The organism is Zhouia amylolytica (genome assembly GCF_900116365.1).
Classification (GTDB): Bacteria; Bacteroidota; Bacteroidia; order Flavobacteriales; family Flavobacteriaceae; genus Zhouia; species Zhouia amylolytica.
Genome location: NZ_FPAG01000001.1, coordinates 151,219 through 167,975, shown reverse-complemented (window position 1 = coordinate 167,975; position 16,757 = coordinate 151,219). Strand labels below are relative to the sequence as shown.

Below are 16,757 nucleotides of genomic sequence, written 5' to 3'. Positions count from 1 at the left end.
TGTCTCAAATCTAACCAATATTAATGAGTGTTCAAAACAAACAACTGGGACAGAAGGCTATACTCATAGCATTGTTCGTATGTATTATTGTGCTCACGGGCTTTTCGTATTATAATTATATGGAGAGTGAAGAAAAAGTGTCGTTTCTTCAGAATGAGAAATCAATGATCATTCAGGACCTGGAACAAATTCAGGCCGACTTAAGCAATCTTTCAGAAGAAAATGATGTTAATAATGAAGTGATTCGAGAAAATAAACAACGTATCACATTATTAATAGACTCAATTAAAGTTTTAGAGGTAGATTATAACTTGCTTCACAAGTATCGAAGAGAATTGTTGTTGCTGAGAAACGAAAACAGGGGGTTGCACAGAGAGTTAGATTCTGTAAGACGTGAAAATATACTTCTTGCTAAAGAAATTGATAGTGCGAAACTTCGATTAGTTGAACTCACTAGGTATTCCAATACCTTAAAGAAGTCAAACGAACAGCTATCTGATTTTTCAGACTCTTTAATTAGTGAGAATATCGAGTTGTCAAAAGAACTGAATAAAGCCCCGATAAAAATAGCAAGCTTAAAAGCTTCAGCCTATAAGGAAAGAAGTAATGGAAGAATGTTGCTAACCAACAGGATTTCCAAAACAGATCGTTTAAGAGTTTGTTTTGTGGTGCTGCCTAATACATTGCTACAGGAAGGAGAACAGATATTTTATGTTCAATTTACAGATCCTGATGGAACAATTTTAGGAAATAATAAAACTATCGACCTAAATGGTAAGGAAGTCGTCTACAGTAAAAAAATTGTGGTTCCATTTGAAAACTCCCCGTTAAGTGTGTGTGATTTTATTGTGGTAAATGAACTTGTAGATGCCGGAAATTACATTGTAAATGTATACCATGAATCTAATTTATTGGCAAGTTCAAATTTCGAGTTAAAATAGCCATTGCTATCTACTTACAAAAGGCTATTTTTGTTGCATGGCAAATCAAGATGAACATTTTAAGAAGGTTATATCTCACGCAAAAGAATACGGGTATGTATTCCCTTCTAGCGAAATTTACGATGGATTAAGTGCCGTATACGATTACGGTCAAAATGGGGTTGAATTAAAAAAGAATATCCGTGACTATTGGTGGAAAGCCATGGTTCAGATGAATGAAAATATTGTAGGGATTGATGCAGCAATTTTTATGCATCCTACAACATGGAAAGCCTCTGGTCACGTAGATGCTTTTAATGATCCTCTAATTGATAATAAAGATTCCAAAAGAAGGTACAGGGCCGATGTATTAATTGAAGACTATGTAGCTAAAATTGAAGCGAAAATAGACAAGGAAATAACCAAGGCTAAAAAACGCTTTGGTGAGTCTTTTGATGAAGAGCAGTTTGTAGCCACTAACGGTAGAGTGATAGGTTATAAAGAAAAAGCCGAAGCTATTATAAAAAGGATGGCTGCCTCTCTTGAGAAAGAAGATTTAGCTGATGTAAAATCGCTAATTGAAGAATTAGGAATTGCCGACCCGGAGACTGGAAGTAAAAACTGGACGGATGTTAAGCAGTTTAACCTAATGTTTGGAACCAAGCTTGGAGCCTCTGCAGATAGTGCAATGGATCTGTATTTAAGACCAGAAACAGCCCAGGGAATATTTGCAAATTTCACTAATGTGCAGAAAACTGGTAGAATGAAGATCCCTTTTGGGATAGCGCAAACCGGTAAGGCTTTTAGAAATGAAATCGTTGCTCGACAGTTTATTTTCAGAATGAGAGAATTTGAACAAATGGAGATGCAATTCTTTATCAAGCCGGGAACCCAACTAAAATGGTATGAGCATTGGAAAGAAGCCCGTTTAAAATGGCATTTATCGCTCGGTTTAGGCGAAGAGAACTACCGTTTTCATGATCATGAAAAGTTGGCGCATTACGCAGATGCAGCCTCTGATATAGAATTCAAGTTTCCTTTTGGTTTCAAAGAGTTAGAGGGAATACACTCCAGAACAGATTTTGACCTTGGAAAGCATGAGGAGTTTTCAGGTAAGAAAATGCAATACTTCGACCCGGAAGAAAATAAAAGTTATGTTCCTTATGTGCTTGAAACATCTATTGGTTTAGATAGAATGTTTTTAGCGGTCTTTTCAAATTCATTGCAGGAGGAAACCTTAGAGAATGATACTACCAGAACAGTTTTAAAAATTCCGGCTGTATTAGCACCTACCAAGGCTGCAATCCTGCCATTGGTAAAGAAAGATGGATTACCGGAAATAGCACGTCAGATCGTTGAGGATCTAAAATGGGACTTCATGGTGACCTATGATGAAAAAGATGCAGTAGGAAGACGTTACAGAAGGCAAGATGCTGCAGGTACGCCTTTTTGTATTACTGTTGATCATCAAACCAAAGAAGATCATACTGTTACTATCCGTCATCGGGATACAATGGAACAAAAAAGAGTTGCAATCAGCGAGCTGGGAGCAATAATTAAAGAAGAAGTAGATGTTCGTAACTGGCTGAATAAAATGTAATAATTCAGAACAGTATGACTACTAATAATAAAAAAGCCCTTGAAAATTTTCAAGGGCTTTTTTATTGTATAACCAATCAAGTATTATTTTCCTTTGTTCGCTTCAACAATGTACTTCTCTAAAGCCATAGTCATTGATGGTGTGTCAGGGGTAGGAGCCATAATATCAATCCTCAATCCACTGGCCTCCGCTGCTTTTTGGGTTGTGTTTCCAAAAACAGCAATTCTTGTTTCATTCTGTTTAAAATCAGGGAAGTTCTTAAATAAAGACTCAATTCCTGATGGACTATAAAATGCCAAGATGTCATAATAAACATCTTTAAGGTCTGATAAGTCGCTAACAACTGTCTTATATAAAATTGCCCTTTTCCAGTCTATTTTTAGTTCGTCTAATGTTTCAGGAACAATAGGTTTTAAAACATCTGATGATGGAAGAAGGTACTTTTCGTCTTTGTATTTTTTAATTAAAGGTGCAAGATCCGGAAAGTTTCTCTTGCCAACATAAATTTTCCTTTTTCTGTAAACAACGTATTTCTGTAAGTAATACGCTACCGCTTCCGATTGGCAGAAATACTTCATCGAATCCGGAACTTTGTGTCTCATTTCATCTGCAATTCTGAAAAAATGGTCAACAGCATTCCTGCTCGTGAAGATGATTGCGGTAAACTGAGACAAATCAACTTTTTGTTGTCTAACATCTTTAGCATTAACTCCTTCGACATGAATAAAAGGCCTGAAATCGATTTTCACCTTTTGTTTTTCAACTAAACGGGAATAAGGTGAATTTTCTACTTTGGGCTCAGGCTGAGAAACCAAAATTGTTTTAACTTTCATAGTTTACCTTACGTTTTTTAGATTCTTCCTAATAATACCTTAACTAGTATTAATATGGGGGCTATTTCTAGCGCGCAAAGATACAAAATAAAATAAAACAAGTTGTAGCGAATGATTTTTTGATGATTTTTTAATATTAAAACAAAAGAAATAACATTTAGTAAAATAAAAAGTGAAATCGTTGAGAAAAATAAAATTTTCTTGTTTAAATCGCTGTATATCAGCAACGTAATAAACGGAAGGCTTAGAAGACAACTTAAATTTAAGTAGCTTAACTTTTCAAAATGATAACTTTCTGCGAAAGAATTTATGTTAAAAACCGTGGCAATGGTTTTTTCTAAATAATATTTAAAAAGGATAACAAGTAAGATGAATGCTGTTATAGTGAGTATGTTTGCTTGTATCGAAAGATCGAAAAAGTCAATAGAGATTTTGCAAAGAAACCCCAGGGTGATCACCTGAACAAGAAGTAAAAATATATTAAACCAATTATGGGTGTGTGATTTTTCTTTGCTGTAAACTTTGAAGTATTTCTCAGAATAAAAAATACTGATAAATAGAGGAAAACGACCCTCATCTGTTGCTTTGGCAAACGTCATTAAGACAAGGCAGCCCACGAGTAAAAAACTTTCAATAGTTAAGTCGGTGGTATGTCTTAAAATACTTTCCATCTATTTTATTGGAATAATTTCGCCATTAAATCCATAAGGTAGCTCGTTCTCGGATATACTCAATCTAAAATATTTTTCAATATTTTCAGGTGTATGATCCAGTATTGAAATCTTCAAATTCATAAAAGAATTAGCCTTTATGATTGGAGCATCATAGTCATTTACTTTAATTTTTAAAGTGTCAATAATACGCTTTTTCTCATCTAATGTGACCCCGTGAAGTTCCAGCTTTTCAATAGGGATATTCACATTATAAGGGTTAATGATAGTGATCGGTTGCGGCTGTGAAAAAGATTTAATGTTCTGGGTCTCTGTCTCAATTTTCAATTTACGCCAAGAACTAAAATTAGCTACTATAATACCTTTTAAAGTCCTGTTTTTAAATGCTTGTTGTACCGAGAAGGATGGAGAATACGCTTCAGAATTAGTAATGTAAGCAACTTTTTTGTTTTGAAACCTGAGTTCAGAGGTGTCGAGATCGTATTGATTGAGTCTGAACTTAAGATCATTTAAAGAATAAGCATCGACCCCGGAGTAAAAGCTGTACATGCTTGCATTTCTGTACGAATTGGTGAATATGACCGGGAGGCCATTTGTTTTTTCTTTTAGCTCCATCGCCCAGGCTTTATTGCCATGGGTTTCATAACTGAACGGTATTAGCGAAGGAAAAAGCATTGCAAATCTCAAGTAGCAAATAACAACTAATGAAACAGAAGAGGCGACGGTCAGTCCTTTTTTAAATTTCGGATGGTTAATGGCATATCGAAACACGAATATGAACAAAGGAATGATAATGAGCATTGGCCATTGAGCTTGTGTTCTCCGGTTAAAAGAAGAGAACAAAAAGAATATGATAATGCCCCAAACAGTGTATTTTAAGCTTTTGTCAAATTTGTTTTGACTGTGAGTTTTTACCAGCGAATAGTATATCCATGGCGAGGCAAAACCCATAATGCCAATAAGTCCAAGAAGATATTCGGTGGTATATGATATTTTATAATAACTATCAGCTCTGTCAAAAAAATGATAACGTAAAGGAGCAAAATCGTTTTCGAAAAGCCACACCAGGTGAGGTGTGTAAAATAGCAAGGAAAGACCAATAGCTTTCCAAAAGTTTAGGTTTAATAAGATCCTTATATTACCGAGGATTACAAAAACAATTAACAGAAACGCATGGTATTTGCTATACATGATTAAAGCCATGCTCAATGCCAGTAAAAAAATATTTTGAACACGCTCTTTTTTCAGGAATGCCTGGTAAGCAAACAGGAATAAAGTTGAAAAGAAAATTAAAGGGGTGTCCGGAAGCATAAAGAATCCGTAAGCGTTTAATAAAGCTAATGAAGAAGAAATCAGACAAAAAAGTAAAACATGTTCATGTTTTTTGGGCGACTCAATGAGCTTCCAAATAAAATAAATAGACCCTGATAATAACCATGGAGCGAAAAAACGAACTCCCAACTCTCCATCAAACAACAAAGAGCCAAGTTTTACAAAAAATGCTACCGCAGGTGGGTGATCAAAGTATCCCCATGCTAAATCCTTTGCGAAATACCAGTAATAAGCTTCGTCGAAAATAAGCTCAGTTAAATGGCTCTGTAAAAGATTGATACCTGTTAAAGCCGCTAAAAAAATCAAGACGATTTGATCAGACTTTTTTGTTTGTTGCATTCAAAATAAATTTGTGACAAAAATAGGTATTATTTCAACTTTCTTCTCTTTATAGACTGATTAATAACGATTATCTGAATCGATCAGTTTAATTATACTATTTTTGCATTCATTAAGAGCAAATAGATGACATCAGAATGTGTGGTCATTATACCGACCTACAACGAAATAGAGAATATTGAAGCCATTATAAAAGCGGTATTTGATTTAAAGCAAAATTATCATGTACTCATTGTCGATGATAATTCACCCGATGGTACCGCCGATAAAGTTAGAGAGCTTCAAAAGCAATTTAAAGACGAATTATTTTTGGAGGTTCGTCAGGAAAAAACAGGATTAGGAACCGCATATATTCATGGTTTTAAGTGGGCACTTAAAAACAACTATGATTATATTTTTGAAATGGATGCTGATTTTTCTCATAACCCAAAAGACTTACCAAGATTATTGGATGCCTGTATTAATAAGGGCGCTGACCTGGCTATCGGTTCCAGGTATATTAAGGGGGTTAATGTAGTAAATTGGCCAATGGGAAGGATAATATTGAGTTATGGGGCTTCGTTTTATGTGAAGTTGATAACGGGAATGCGTGTTAATGATCCAACCGCAGGATTTGTTTGTTATAAAAGAAGTGTTATCGAACGTCTGGATCTGGATAAGATCCAGTTTGTAGGGTATGCTTTTCAAATAGAAATGAAGTTCAAGGCACACCTGCAGAAGTTTAAATTGATTGAAGTGCCGATTGTTTTTACCGATAGGGTGAAGGGTACGTCTAAAATGGATGGCAAGATTATATACGAAGCTATCTGGGGCGTGCTGAAAATGAAGTTTAATAGTTTATTCAGAAAAGAAAAATTTAATTAAAATGGGGCAGCAAACACTAATTAAGAATGCAAAGGTTGTAAATGAAGGGCAGATCCTGGAAGTAGATGTTTTGATTGAAGGAGAGCGAATTGTTAAAATTGAAACTGGAATTAGTGCTTTAAATGCCAATGTTATTGATGCCAAAGGGAACTATTTGTTGCCGGGGATTATAGATGATCAGGTTCATTTTCGTGAGCCCGGATTAACCCATAAGGCAAATATTGCAACCGAAAGTAGAGCAGCCGTTGCAGGTGGAGTTACCACTTTTATGGAGCAGCCAAATACAAATCCCCAAACAACTACTATAGAAAAGTTAGAAGAGAAGTTTAGTATCGCCGCCAATTCTTCCTATGCGAACTATTCTTTCATGTTTGGAGGAACTAATGACAATCTCGAAGAATTAAAAAAATTAGATAATAAATCTTGTCCCGCAGTAAAACTGTTCTTAGGATCGTCCACAGGGAATATGTTGGTAGATAATGAGCAGGTCATAGAAACTATATTTTCAAATACCGATATGGTTATTTGTACTCATTGTGAAGATGAGGCCACCATTAAAAGAAATTTAGAGCATTATACAGGTATTTATGGAGATGATATTCCAATTAAATATCACCCCATAATAAGAAGTGAAGAAGCTTGTTATTTGTCGTCTTCAAAAGCCATAGCCTTGGCTAAGAAAACCGGTGCAAGATTGCATATATTTCACCTTTCCACCGGAAAGGAAACTCATCAGTTCGTGAATGATATTCCTTTGGAAGAAAAGAAGATTACCGCCGAAGTATGTGTGCATCACTTGTGGTTTTCTGATGCGGATTATGAAGAAAAGGGAACTTTGATTAAATGGAATCCGGCTGTAAAAACTGCCGAAGACCGAGATGAATTATGGAAAGCGTTGCTCGATGATCGTATCGATGTCATAGCAACTGACCATGCGCCACATACCCTTGAAGAAAAACAAAACGTTTATACCAAAGCCCCGTCAGGTGGACCATTGGTACAACACGTGTTGCCGGCTATGTTGGAGAATTATCACAGGGGGAAGATAGGTTTGACAAAGATTGTAGAGAAAATGTGTCATAATCCTGCAAAGCTATTTCAAATAAAAGATCGTGGTTTCGTTCGTGAGGGATATTATGCTGATTTGGTATTGGTTGACCTGAATGATGAATGGAAAGTAACCAGGGAAAATATCTTATACAAATGTGGATGGTCTCCTTTCGAAGGAACTGCGTTTAAATCTAAAATAACACATACCTTTGTAAATGGTTATTTGGCGTATAAGGAAGGACAGGTTTCTGAAAACAGAAATGCTAAGCGACTGACTTTTAACAGAGATTAATACTGCGTAAATGAGTATACTAAAAAATATATTGATTGTTTTTGGTACTGTTTTACTGCTTGTTTCTTGTGAGACGAATGTGGTAGAAAAACCAGAAAACTTGATAGAGGAAGATGAAATGGTTGCTATTTTTTATGATATAGCGGTTTTAAACGCTGCTCGTTCTTCAAATGTGAAAGTATTAAGAGAAAATGAGATCCAGCCTGAAGAGTTTATTTATGAAAAGCATAAAATAGATAGCCTGCAATTGGCCAGGAGTAGTGTTTATTATGCTTCAAAACCCAATATCCACCTTCGAATATTCCAGAGAGTCGAAGAACGCCTAAAAGAAGAAAAGGCTTTGGCCGATAGTCTTATGCGTAATAAACGAACCATAGAGATGGAGAAAAATGCGCCAGTTATTAAAAAGAATGATAGCTTAACACCAGCTGAACTTTCTGAAGAGGATTAACCTATTTTGGAAAGCGTTTCTCTAAGTTTTTCGCTCGAATAGTAAGTGCTTGAATTTAAAGAATGTGCTGTGTTTTTAGTTAGTTTTCGTTTACCTCCAAAAACAGCTTTAAGCCAATCTAACCTCCAAAGTACCTTTAAGATCCAGTTTTTAAGAGGTTTATGAGGTGGCTTTGTTTTGGTTTTGTTAGCAATTCTATCGATAACTTCTTTGTAAGAAGTATTTTCAGAAACTAATATATAGCGCTCATTTTTAATATTCGAATGCATTAAGGCGATCATGTATTTAGCAACATCTTCAACCTCGATAAAACCAGTTCCGCCTTGGGGATAAAAAGAAACACCTTTACGAAGTATTTTGTAGAATGCTCCACTGCCACTTTCAAAATGCTCAGGCCCCAGAATTACCCCCGGATTAACAACTATTACATCTAAGTTTTCCTGAGAACCTCTCCATACTTCCATTTCTGCCCGGTATTTGCTCACAGCATACACATTATTAGGAGCTTCAGGATTCCAGTGATTTTTCTCCGTAACAGCAGTTTCCTTTATGGGTTTTCCTAACGTGGCAATACTGCTTACATAACACAGTTTTTTTATATGATGATCGATAGATAGGTTTACAATATTGGCAGTGCCTTCAATATTACTCTTTTTAAGTTTCCTTCGGTCACCTGGGTTGAAGCTTATAAGGGCAGCACAGTGATAAACATGATCTATGCCAATAAAGGCATTAGTTAAACGTGGAATATCGGTAATATCAGATTGGTACCATTCAATCGCATCAAAAAGATCAATGGCATTATGCATTTCGAAAACTTTTTTGGTAAGGAGTTGTTTATCCTTATTTCTATAAAGAGCGCGTACTTTTTCACCCTTTTTTAGAAGGCCCAGAGTCGTAAACGATCCAACCAATCCTGTAGCACCGGTAACTAAATTCATAAGGCGAAATTAATGCTTTTTTTAACGTTCAGTGCGCTTAGATATAAGAAAATCTTAAGATTCCTTTTTTTGGTTTCGTTCTTGTTAAATCGTTCGATTCTTTATCTTTGCAGCTGTTTTACCGTAAAATTATAAAAACAATGGCCAAAAACTTTATAGAGGAATTACAATGGAGAGGCATGATACATGATGTGATGCCAGGTACAGAGGAGCATTTGTTAGAAGGAATGCGCGCTGCTTATGTGGGAATAGATCCAACAGCCGACTCCTTGCACATTGGGCATCTTGTAGGGGTAATGATGCTTAAGCATTTTCAAGCTTGTGGTCATAAACCATATGCCCTGATAGGTGGAGCAACAGGAATGATTGGAGATCCTTCAGGAAAATCAAAAGAACGTAATCTTTTGACAGAAGATGATTTGCTACATAACCAAAATGCAATTAAAGGACAGTTGGCCAGATTCCTGGAGTTTGATGCGGCTGAACCAAATGCTGCTGTGTTGGTTAATAATTACGATTGGATGAAAAACTTTTCTTTTCTTGAGTTCATTCGTGATGTTGGTAAGCATATTACGGTAAACTATATGATGGCAAAGGATTCTGTAAAGAAACGATTGTCTTCAGAATCTGCCGAGGGTATGAGCTTTACAGAGTTCACCTATCAGTTGGTTCAAGGGTATGATTTTCTTCATTTGTACAATGAAAACAATTGTACGCTGCAGATGGGCGGTAGTGATCAATGGGGGAATATAACCACGGGTACCGAACTCATCAGAAGAATTGCATCAGGGAAGGCTTTTGCACTTACATGTCCGCTGATAACCAAAGCTGATGGAACCAAATTTGGTAAAACAGAAGGTGGTAACGTTTGGCTTGATGCAGAAAGAACTTCGCCTTATAAATTCTACCAGTACTGGTTAAACACAAGTGATGATGACGCAGAGAAGTATATAAAGATATTTACCTTCTTGTCAAAAGAGGAGATTGAGAGCTTGGTAGCTTCTCATCAGGAAGCTCCTCATTTGAGAGGGCTACAGAAAACACTAGCTGAAGAAATTACTAAAATGGTTCACGGTGAAGAGAATCTTGAAAATGCTATTAAGGCTTCTGATATCTTGTTCGGGAAATCAACCTCTGAGGATTTAAAAACGCTGGATGGAAAAACATTTTTAGATATTTTTGAAGGTGTTCCTCAGGCTGAGGTTTCAAAAGAAGAGATTCAGGAAGGTCTGGATATGATTGGAGCTTTGTCAGCAAAAACAGGTTTTTTAAAGTCCAATGGTGATGCCAGAAGAGAATTGAAGCAAAATTCTATTTCAGTAAATAAAAATAAAGTGAAAGAAGATTATCGAATTACTTCGGATGATCTTATTAACAACAAATTTGTGCTCCTGCAACGAGGTAAGAAGAATTACTTTGTTTTGGTAGTAAACTAATAAGAGGCCTGATGAAAATCAGGCTTTTTTTTATTGAAAATGGGTGGTTCTGACTGGTCAGCGGGTAGATTAGTATAGCGATTAAAGGGCCATGAGATTACAACCTCTTATATCCGAGTTGTCAAACCTTCCAATTATTTCAAAACTACCATCTGAAAATACTTTTCCCAAATCCTGCGTGGCAATAAAAGAACATGAATTAATATTGGCCAGATCAATGACATTGATGCCGCCTGTTTTACCAGGTTTTTGAAGGCTCAGCGGGTCGTCCGTATCCCTGGTAATGATTTTCATCCAGGGCGGACATTCAAAAATACCATCCCCTTTAGAGTATCCCTGAGATAATAATTCCGTCATGCCATATTCTGAATGGATTTTTTGAACCCCTAAACCATTTGATAGAATTTGATGTAACTCCGCTCTTATGATTTCTTTTCGTCGTCCTTTCATCCCTCCCGTCTCCATTACAATAGTATTCTTTAGATGTAATGAATAGGTTTCTACAAGATCGAGAAGTGCGAATGATACCCCCAAAAGCAGTGTTTTTTGATTTCTTGATTCCAGTAGATCGAGTTTTTCTTTAAGATGCTTCAGATCGTTTAAATAAAAGCCACTATGTTCATTATTTGAGCGTTTAATGAAGTCGTTAGCCATGTGTATCAGGGATGATCCTTTGCGCTCTAAATAGGCAGGTAACAGGGCTAATACAGCATAATCCTCAATGTTGCCGTAAAAGTGTTGAAAGGCTTTCCGATAGCTTTTTTCATAAATTGAAAGGTCTTTGACAAAATGCTTGCTGGTGACAGTTCCGGTTGTTCCACTGCTACTAAAGATAATGTCTGTATGTTGAAGGTCGGTGGTTACCTTTTGAGATTTAAAGAATTGGATAGGTAGAAAGGGAATATCTTCAAGATTTTCAACCTTTTCGGGCTTGGTGTTCAGGTAATCACAAAAACGTTGGTATACGCTATTATTCAGGTATTGAAATTTAAAAACATCAAGGGCGACGTTTTCAAAATCTTTTGCTGTTTGTATGTTAAAAATAGCATTGCTTACCATGTGAATAATTTACATGGCAAATATCAGTAAATTTTTATCAAAATAACTATTCCTTTTAGATGTGTCTGAGGTTTGAGTTTTATTCGATTACCAGCTTTCTTGTCGTTGCTCTATCCTCTTCGACAGCTTTCAGTATGTAAACACCCTTGTTGAGTTCATTTACACTAAGCGTTTTTGAGGTTAGTTTTTCTTTCATCACAACTTTTCCCAATACGTCATATATGGTGATATACTTTGGAAGGTCCTTTTTAGAAGAGATATAAACTTTTCCATTTTTAACGGGGTTAGGATAAAGTTTAAAGCCATCTATTTCATTGGTATAGCCTGAATTGGTTTTAAGTATTTCAGGGATTTCAATAAAAGTGTAGATGTCGTCGTAATAATGACCTGGAGCATAAGTAACATCATTTTCAATATAAACTACATTGAGACTGTAGCTTATGAATGAAAACATGCAAAAAATGATTAAGGTGTAAAGTTTTTTCATACGCGATTAAATTTTGGGGCATACTAATATAATAAAATAATATACTGTTCGTTAAAAAACTCGATGAAATGAACAGTTAAATAAATAATAAAGTTCAATTTTGTGTAGTTTGTTGTAGATTTTAAGAATGATATGAATGTATTTACGGTTGAAAACCCTAAGTAGATTTTAAAAAATATTTAAAAACAAAAAACCCGGCATTAGCCGGGTTTTTTTATATTAAAATTAAGGTCGTCTTAGAATCTTGTCCATCCGTTAGCCCAGTTAGGAACGTCAGCACCGTTACCAGCACCCATACCAGTACCTACAGTGTAAAAGTCAGTATTGGCACCTTGATAAGAAGTTTCAGTAGTTACATTGTTAAAAATAACGTTAGTAAAACTTATTTCGTCATTATCAATATGTCCGTTAGCTACGGCATCGTCAGCTGCACCTTTTACGTGTATTCCAGTTTCGAAATCAGAGATGTAGAAGTTTTCTACAGTCCAGATTCCACCACCTTCTTTAACATAGATACCACCTTCAGATCCAGGCCCTACAACTGTAATGTTTTTAAGAGTTGCAGTAGTAGTTGGTGTAGCAGCAGCGTCATCTCCGTTGTTAGAACCTTCGATACCAGCTTTAGCTCCTCCTGAGATATACCAGTACTCTCCTGTTCCACTCCATCCGTCGGCGAAGTCAATAGAATCATCACCACTGTTAGTAGATACTAGGTATCTTCCGTTAACAGAACCTCCAAAGAATTCAATACCGTCATCTCCACCTTCGAATGATTGTACGTATTCAATTGTAGTTCCAGAACCAACACCGAATAATGAAAGACCGTTAAATTCTTTTTCACCGTTAAATGTAGCTCCGGTATATTCAATTCTTAAATACTTAATAATACCAGAGTTGTCATTATCAACAGTACCACCATATGTTAAATCAGATACTTCAGCAGTAGCAGTTTGTCCAGTAGAACCACCTTTGTTAGTGTTTGCTCTACCACAGATTACTAAACCACCCCAGTCTCCAGCAGCTGGGCTAGCAGCAGCAGAAGTCATTACAACAGGATCGTTTGCAGTACCATTAATAAATATCTGTCCATCTTGTGCAACTGCAATATAAGAGCTTGTACCTCCCGATGCTTCGATGGTTGTTCCTGCAGGAATGGTTAAAGTCGCACCACCTCTTACGATGAATGCACCTGTCAGGTTATAAGTTTCACTTGGATTTAAAGTTAAAGATTCACCGTCTTTTAATTCACCTTTAAAATCACCTGGATTAATTACAACATTTTCTCCTCCAGTGTTATCATCATCAGAAGTACTACATGATGTGAAGAATAAGGCTGAAAAAGCCATTAATGATAGAACTAATTTTTTCATGTTTTTCTTAATTTAATTTAGTTGTATTTTATAAGTGCAAATGAATTGTATTTACTTTACTTAGTGCTTATGCAACTATTATCTTAGTATTAATTAAACAGCCGTGTTAATACCTTAATGTTAACTAACTGTAATTAAAATTTATAGGTTAAAGAAAGATTTAGATCAATACCCTTCTTGTATGATAATACAGTAACATCCTGAGTTTCCTGAATACGTTCTACGGTAGGATTTAACAGGTTGCGTGCCTTGAAACCAATGCCAATATTCTTGTTTAATTGCGATTTAACAATGAAATCTAATGTTCCAACAGCCTTATCTACAAGGTTCCCTCTGTTATTTGTCCCGATAGCATAAAGTCTGTCAGAAAAATAATTATAAGAAAGTGTAGCAAGAATGTTCTTATCCTCTGAAAAATCTTTTAAATAGCTAATGTCTCCATTAAGTAAAAGATCAGAAGCTCCGGTTAGTTTCCCTTCTTCATCTGAAAATCCAACGCTAAGATTAGTTTCGTCAATTACCTTTTGTTCATCAAAATCCTGATTGGTGTACATGTAAGATGCATTGAAACCGAATGAAAGCTTATTGTTTAAATTCTCATCTGAGAATTTGATAATGTTCTTTCGGATCTCTAATTCTCCACCAAAGGCAATAGCAGACTCCCCGGTATTAACATATGACACATCATTTGTTGCTGATGCTACAGTTACTTCATTAATCGGATTCTGGATATACTTACCAAAACCAGTAACAGATATCAGTTCGTCATTATTTGGAAATGCTTCCCATTTGATGTCTGCATTGTAATCCGTTGATGGATACAGGTCAGGGTTACCAAAAGTCACCTGGGTTACCTCTTCATATTGGAAAGGGGCTCTTTCTTTAAATTGAGGCAATGTATATGTTTTACTGGCAGCAAATCTTAGGTTTTGCTTTTCGTTAAGACTATACTTCAAAGAAGTACTTGGTAAAATTTCTATTCTGTCAAAGTCACTATCATCACCTTCCGGATCTAATGATGTTTCCCATTCAATCTCCTGGAAAATATATTCTCCACGAAGTCCAAATACAGCGGTAAATTTAGGAGAGAAGTTGTACTCAACTGCTCCATACCCTGCATTGATAAACTGCACACCGTCATAGGTTTGTGGGTCTAAAACTCCAGGAATGCCCGCACTACCTCTAAAGGTTACAATGTCAAAATATCCGGCATCGATGCTTTGTTGGTTAAAATAAGCATCAAGGTTATCTGTGAATACCTGTGGTTGTTGAATGTTTCTGTTGATTCGGAAGTTGAATTGAGTTGCTTCAAATCCAATGTTTTTAAAACGCCCACTATAACCTACAGATAGTTTACCTTTATATTCACCGTCATTATTTTTATGAAACTTATAAGAGGTTTCAATATTAGCCGCTAACTCATCCTCTTTAAGATCCTGATAAAATCTGTGGTTGTCTGATGTTGCTAAATCAGAAACGGTAAGTCCTGCATCGAAATTATCATTATCGATCGGAACTAAGGTGTTTTGCATTCTGTCTGGAATAACATTTTTCATAATGTTATAAGAAACACCCCAGTTTAGGTCAAAACGTTCATTTAGTTTGTGATCACCGAGTAATTGGTTTACAAATAAAGACGTTCTGTCAAAAGTAGATCTTCTTACGTAACCTCCTCCATTTGGAGCGTTGTCAAAAATGTCTATAACCCCTGTGTATTCATCATGACTTTGTCCTGTTGAATTAATAAACAAAGAGTTGAACTTAAGAGAGTTGTTGTTGTTAATTCTGTAAAATACGTTACCTAACAAGGTAGAGTTCGTTTTGTATTCATATGCCTCATAATCAAGATCCTTTCTCGGAACACCTTGAGTATTAACAGCCCCTCTTGCAACTCCCTCTTTAAAGTTGTAATTGTTGTCGAAACTAGCCGATGCAAAAAAGCTTAATCTGCTTTCTTCGCCTAAGGTATATGAATCACCGCCTGTTAGAGAGAATGAATTTTCGACAGGAGTACTGGTGTTTCTATCCCAACTTGTATCAAAGTTATAAGACGTTAAAGGATTGTTTGGGTAATCTTTGTTGTAAAAACCAGTTTTGTTAGGACCATCCTGTAAATAGAATTTGTCTCTTTCCATAGCACTGGTGTTTCCTCCAATACCTACTCCAAATTCAAAAAAGCCATCTCCTTTATAGTTTTTAGAGATGATGTCGATATTTGCTCCTGCAAAATCTCCGTAGTTTTTATGATTGAAGGTCTTTGAAATCCCGATATATTCAACGATGTCGGTAGAGAAAATATCTAAGTTGATGTTTTTTCTGGAAGGATTGTTTGATGGTAATGGTAGTCCATTCATGGTAGTGGAGTTGTATCTGTCTCCAAGACCACGAACATAAATGCTTCCTGAACCTTCTTGTTTAGAAATACCAGTTGTTTTTGTTACCGCTGTGGCAACATCACTAACACCTTTACGAGCAAGTTCTTCCGCACCGATACTTTGCTTAATTTCGATAGCTTTTTTCTGATCTAATAGCAAAGCTGTTTCAGATTCTCTTCTTACCGTAGTAGTAACAACTACCTCGTCCAGGCTTACACTACCTGCACCTAATCCAGTGTTAATCTCTGTTACTTTCCCTCCTTCTATTTTAACATTAGGGATGGTAACAGTCTCATAACCAACAAAACTAATGGTTACTGAATAGGTTCCCGGAGGAATGCTCCCGATTTCGAACAAACCGTCCATGTCGGTGGTTGTTCCTTTTGTTGTACCATTTACTTGTACATTTGCAAAGGGTAAGGGATCGTTGTTTAATTCCTTATCCGTAATTTTACCTACCACTGAACCTGCATTGTTTTGTGCCATTGTTAGGGTGGTAACCGCTAAAAATAATAATACTAATAATTGTCTCATCACGTCACTTTAAATTCTGGCGCAAAGAAACAGGGGCACTGTAAAGGTGACGTTATTCACAGGTTAATGTTCTGTAATTACATTGTTAGCTTTGTGTTACGCGTATTAAATGAATGTTAACTCCTTTTATTAATTAATATTATCTTTACTTTTGAGCGTAAATTTTAAAAAGAAACAAAATTCTTAAGGTTATTAATAACTGG

14 protein-coding genes are annotated in these 16,757 nt (G+C 36.0%); 6 read left to right on the top strand and 8 right to left on the bottom strand.

What is annotated here, in order from left to right; genetic code table 11:
- Positions 1-23 precede the first annotated feature (23 nt).
- Together BM361_RS00720 and BM361_RS00715 are read left to right on the top strand one after the other, a co-directional pair.
- Positions 24-941: a coiled-coil domain-containing protein gene (locus tag BM361_RS00720; RefSeq protein WP_038268828.1), complete on the top strand. Its 918-nt coding sequence runs from the start codon at positions 24-26 to the stop codon at positions 939-941.
- A 37-nt stretch (positions 942-978) separates the two neighbouring features.
- On the top strand, positions 979-2,520 hold the full coding sequence (locus BM361_RS00715; protein ID WP_038268831.1) for a glycine--tRNA ligase: 1,542 nt from the start codon (positions 979-981) through the stop codon (positions 2,518-2,520).
- An 83-nt stretch (positions 2,521-2,603) separates the two neighbouring features.
- On the opposite strand, the gene BM361_RS00710 is transcribed toward BM361_RS00715, so the two are convergent.
- From BM361_RS00710 to BM361_RS00700, 3 genes are read right to left on the bottom strand one after another with little or no spacing between them, the layout of a single operon-like run.
- Complete coding sequence (locus BM361_RS00710) at positions 2,604-3,353, bottom strand: uroporphyrinogen-III synthase (RefSeq protein ID WP_038268833.1); 750 nt, start codon at positions 3,351-3,353, stop codon at positions 2,604-2,606.
- A gap of 17 nt (positions 3,354-3,370) precedes the next feature.
- Entirely contained in the window at positions 3,371-4,024 is a 654-nt protein-coding gene (locus tag BM361_RS00705) for a DUF4271 domain-containing protein (protein WP_038268835.1), read from the bottom strand.
- On the bottom strand, positions 4,025-5,695 hold the full coding sequence (locus BM361_RS00700; protein ID WP_074976277.1) for an ArnT family glycosyltransferase: 1,671 nt from the start codon (positions 5,693-5,695) through the stop codon (positions 4,025-4,027). It lies immediately after the preceding gene.
- Between the two features lie 126 nt (positions 5,696-5,821).
- Here BM361_RS00700 and BM361_RS00695 point away from each other — a divergent pair, with 126 nt between their 5' ends.
- From BM361_RS00695 to BM361_RS00685, 3 genes are read left to right on the top strand one after another with little or no spacing between them, the layout of a single operon-like run.
- A complete protein-coding gene (locus tag BM361_RS00695; protein WP_074976274.1) occupies positions 5,822-6,559 on the top strand; it encodes a polyprenol monophosphomannose synthase in 738 nt (245 codons plus the stop codon).
- A gap of 1 nt (position 6,560) precedes the next feature.
- Positions 6,561-7,901: a dihydroorotase gene (locus BM361_RS00690; RefSeq protein WP_074976273.1), complete on the top strand. Its 1,341-nt coding sequence runs from the start codon at positions 6,561-6,563 to the stop codon at positions 7,899-7,901.
- 10 nt (positions 7,902-7,911) lie between these two features.
- Complete coding sequence (locus tag BM361_RS00685) at positions 7,912-8,352, top strand: DUF4296 domain-containing protein (protein ID WP_051413621.1); 441 nt, start codon at positions 7,912-7,914, stop codon at positions 8,350-8,352.
- Here BM361_RS00685 and BM361_RS00680 read toward each other — a convergent pair.
- Positions 8,349-9,293 carry an NAD-dependent epimerase/dehydratase family protein gene (locus tag BM361_RS00680; protein ID WP_074976271.1) on the bottom strand — a complete coding sequence of 315 codons (945 nt, stop codon included), beginning with the start codon at positions 9,291-9,293 and terminating at the stop codon, positions 8,349-8,351. The genes BM361_RS00685 and BM361_RS00680 overlap by 4 nt on opposite strands.
- 140 nt (positions 9,294-9,433) lie before the next feature.
- Between BM361_RS00680 and tyrS the strand changes: the two genes are divergently transcribed.
- The gene (gene tyrS, locus BM361_RS00675; RefSeq protein WP_038268842.1) at positions 9,434-10,729 is read left to right on the top strand and encodes a tyrosine--tRNA ligase; all 1,296 of its coding nucleotides are present in this window, start codon (positions 9,434-9,436) and stop codon (positions 10,727-10,729) included.
- A gap of 81 nt (positions 10,730-10,810) precedes the next feature.
- Here tyrS and BM361_RS00670 read toward each other — a convergent pair whose 3' ends face one another.
- The 4 genes from BM361_RS00670 to BM361_RS00655 all read right to left on the bottom strand — a co-directional run bounded on the left by BM361_RS00670 (position 10,811) and on the right by BM361_RS00655 (position 16,554).
- Positions 10,811-11,788, bottom strand: a complete 978-nt coding sequence (locus BM361_RS00670) for a LuxE/PaaK family acyltransferase (RefSeq protein WP_074976270.1) — start codon at positions 11,786-11,788, stop codon at positions 10,811-10,813.
- 79 nt (positions 11,789-11,867) lie between these two features.
- Positions 11,868-12,275 (bottom strand): T9SS type A sorting domain-containing protein, encoded by a 408-nt coding sequence (locus BM361_RS00665; RefSeq protein WP_254785719.1) that lies wholly within the window; start codon positions 12,273-12,275, stop codon positions 11,868-11,870.
- Positions 12,276-12,511: 236 nt separating this feature from the next.
- Positions 12,512-13,645, bottom strand: a complete 1,134-nt coding sequence (locus tag BM361_RS00660; RefSeq protein WP_038268844.1) for a hypothetical protein — start codon at positions 13,643-13,645, stop codon at positions 12,512-12,514.
- A 134-nt stretch (positions 13,646-13,779) separates the two neighbouring features.
- Complete coding sequence (locus BM361_RS00655; RefSeq protein ID WP_074976268.1) at positions 13,780-16,554, bottom strand: TonB-dependent receptor; 2,775 nt, start codon at positions 16,552-16,554, stop codon at positions 13,780-13,782.
- Positions 16,555-16,757: the final 203 nt, after the last annotated feature.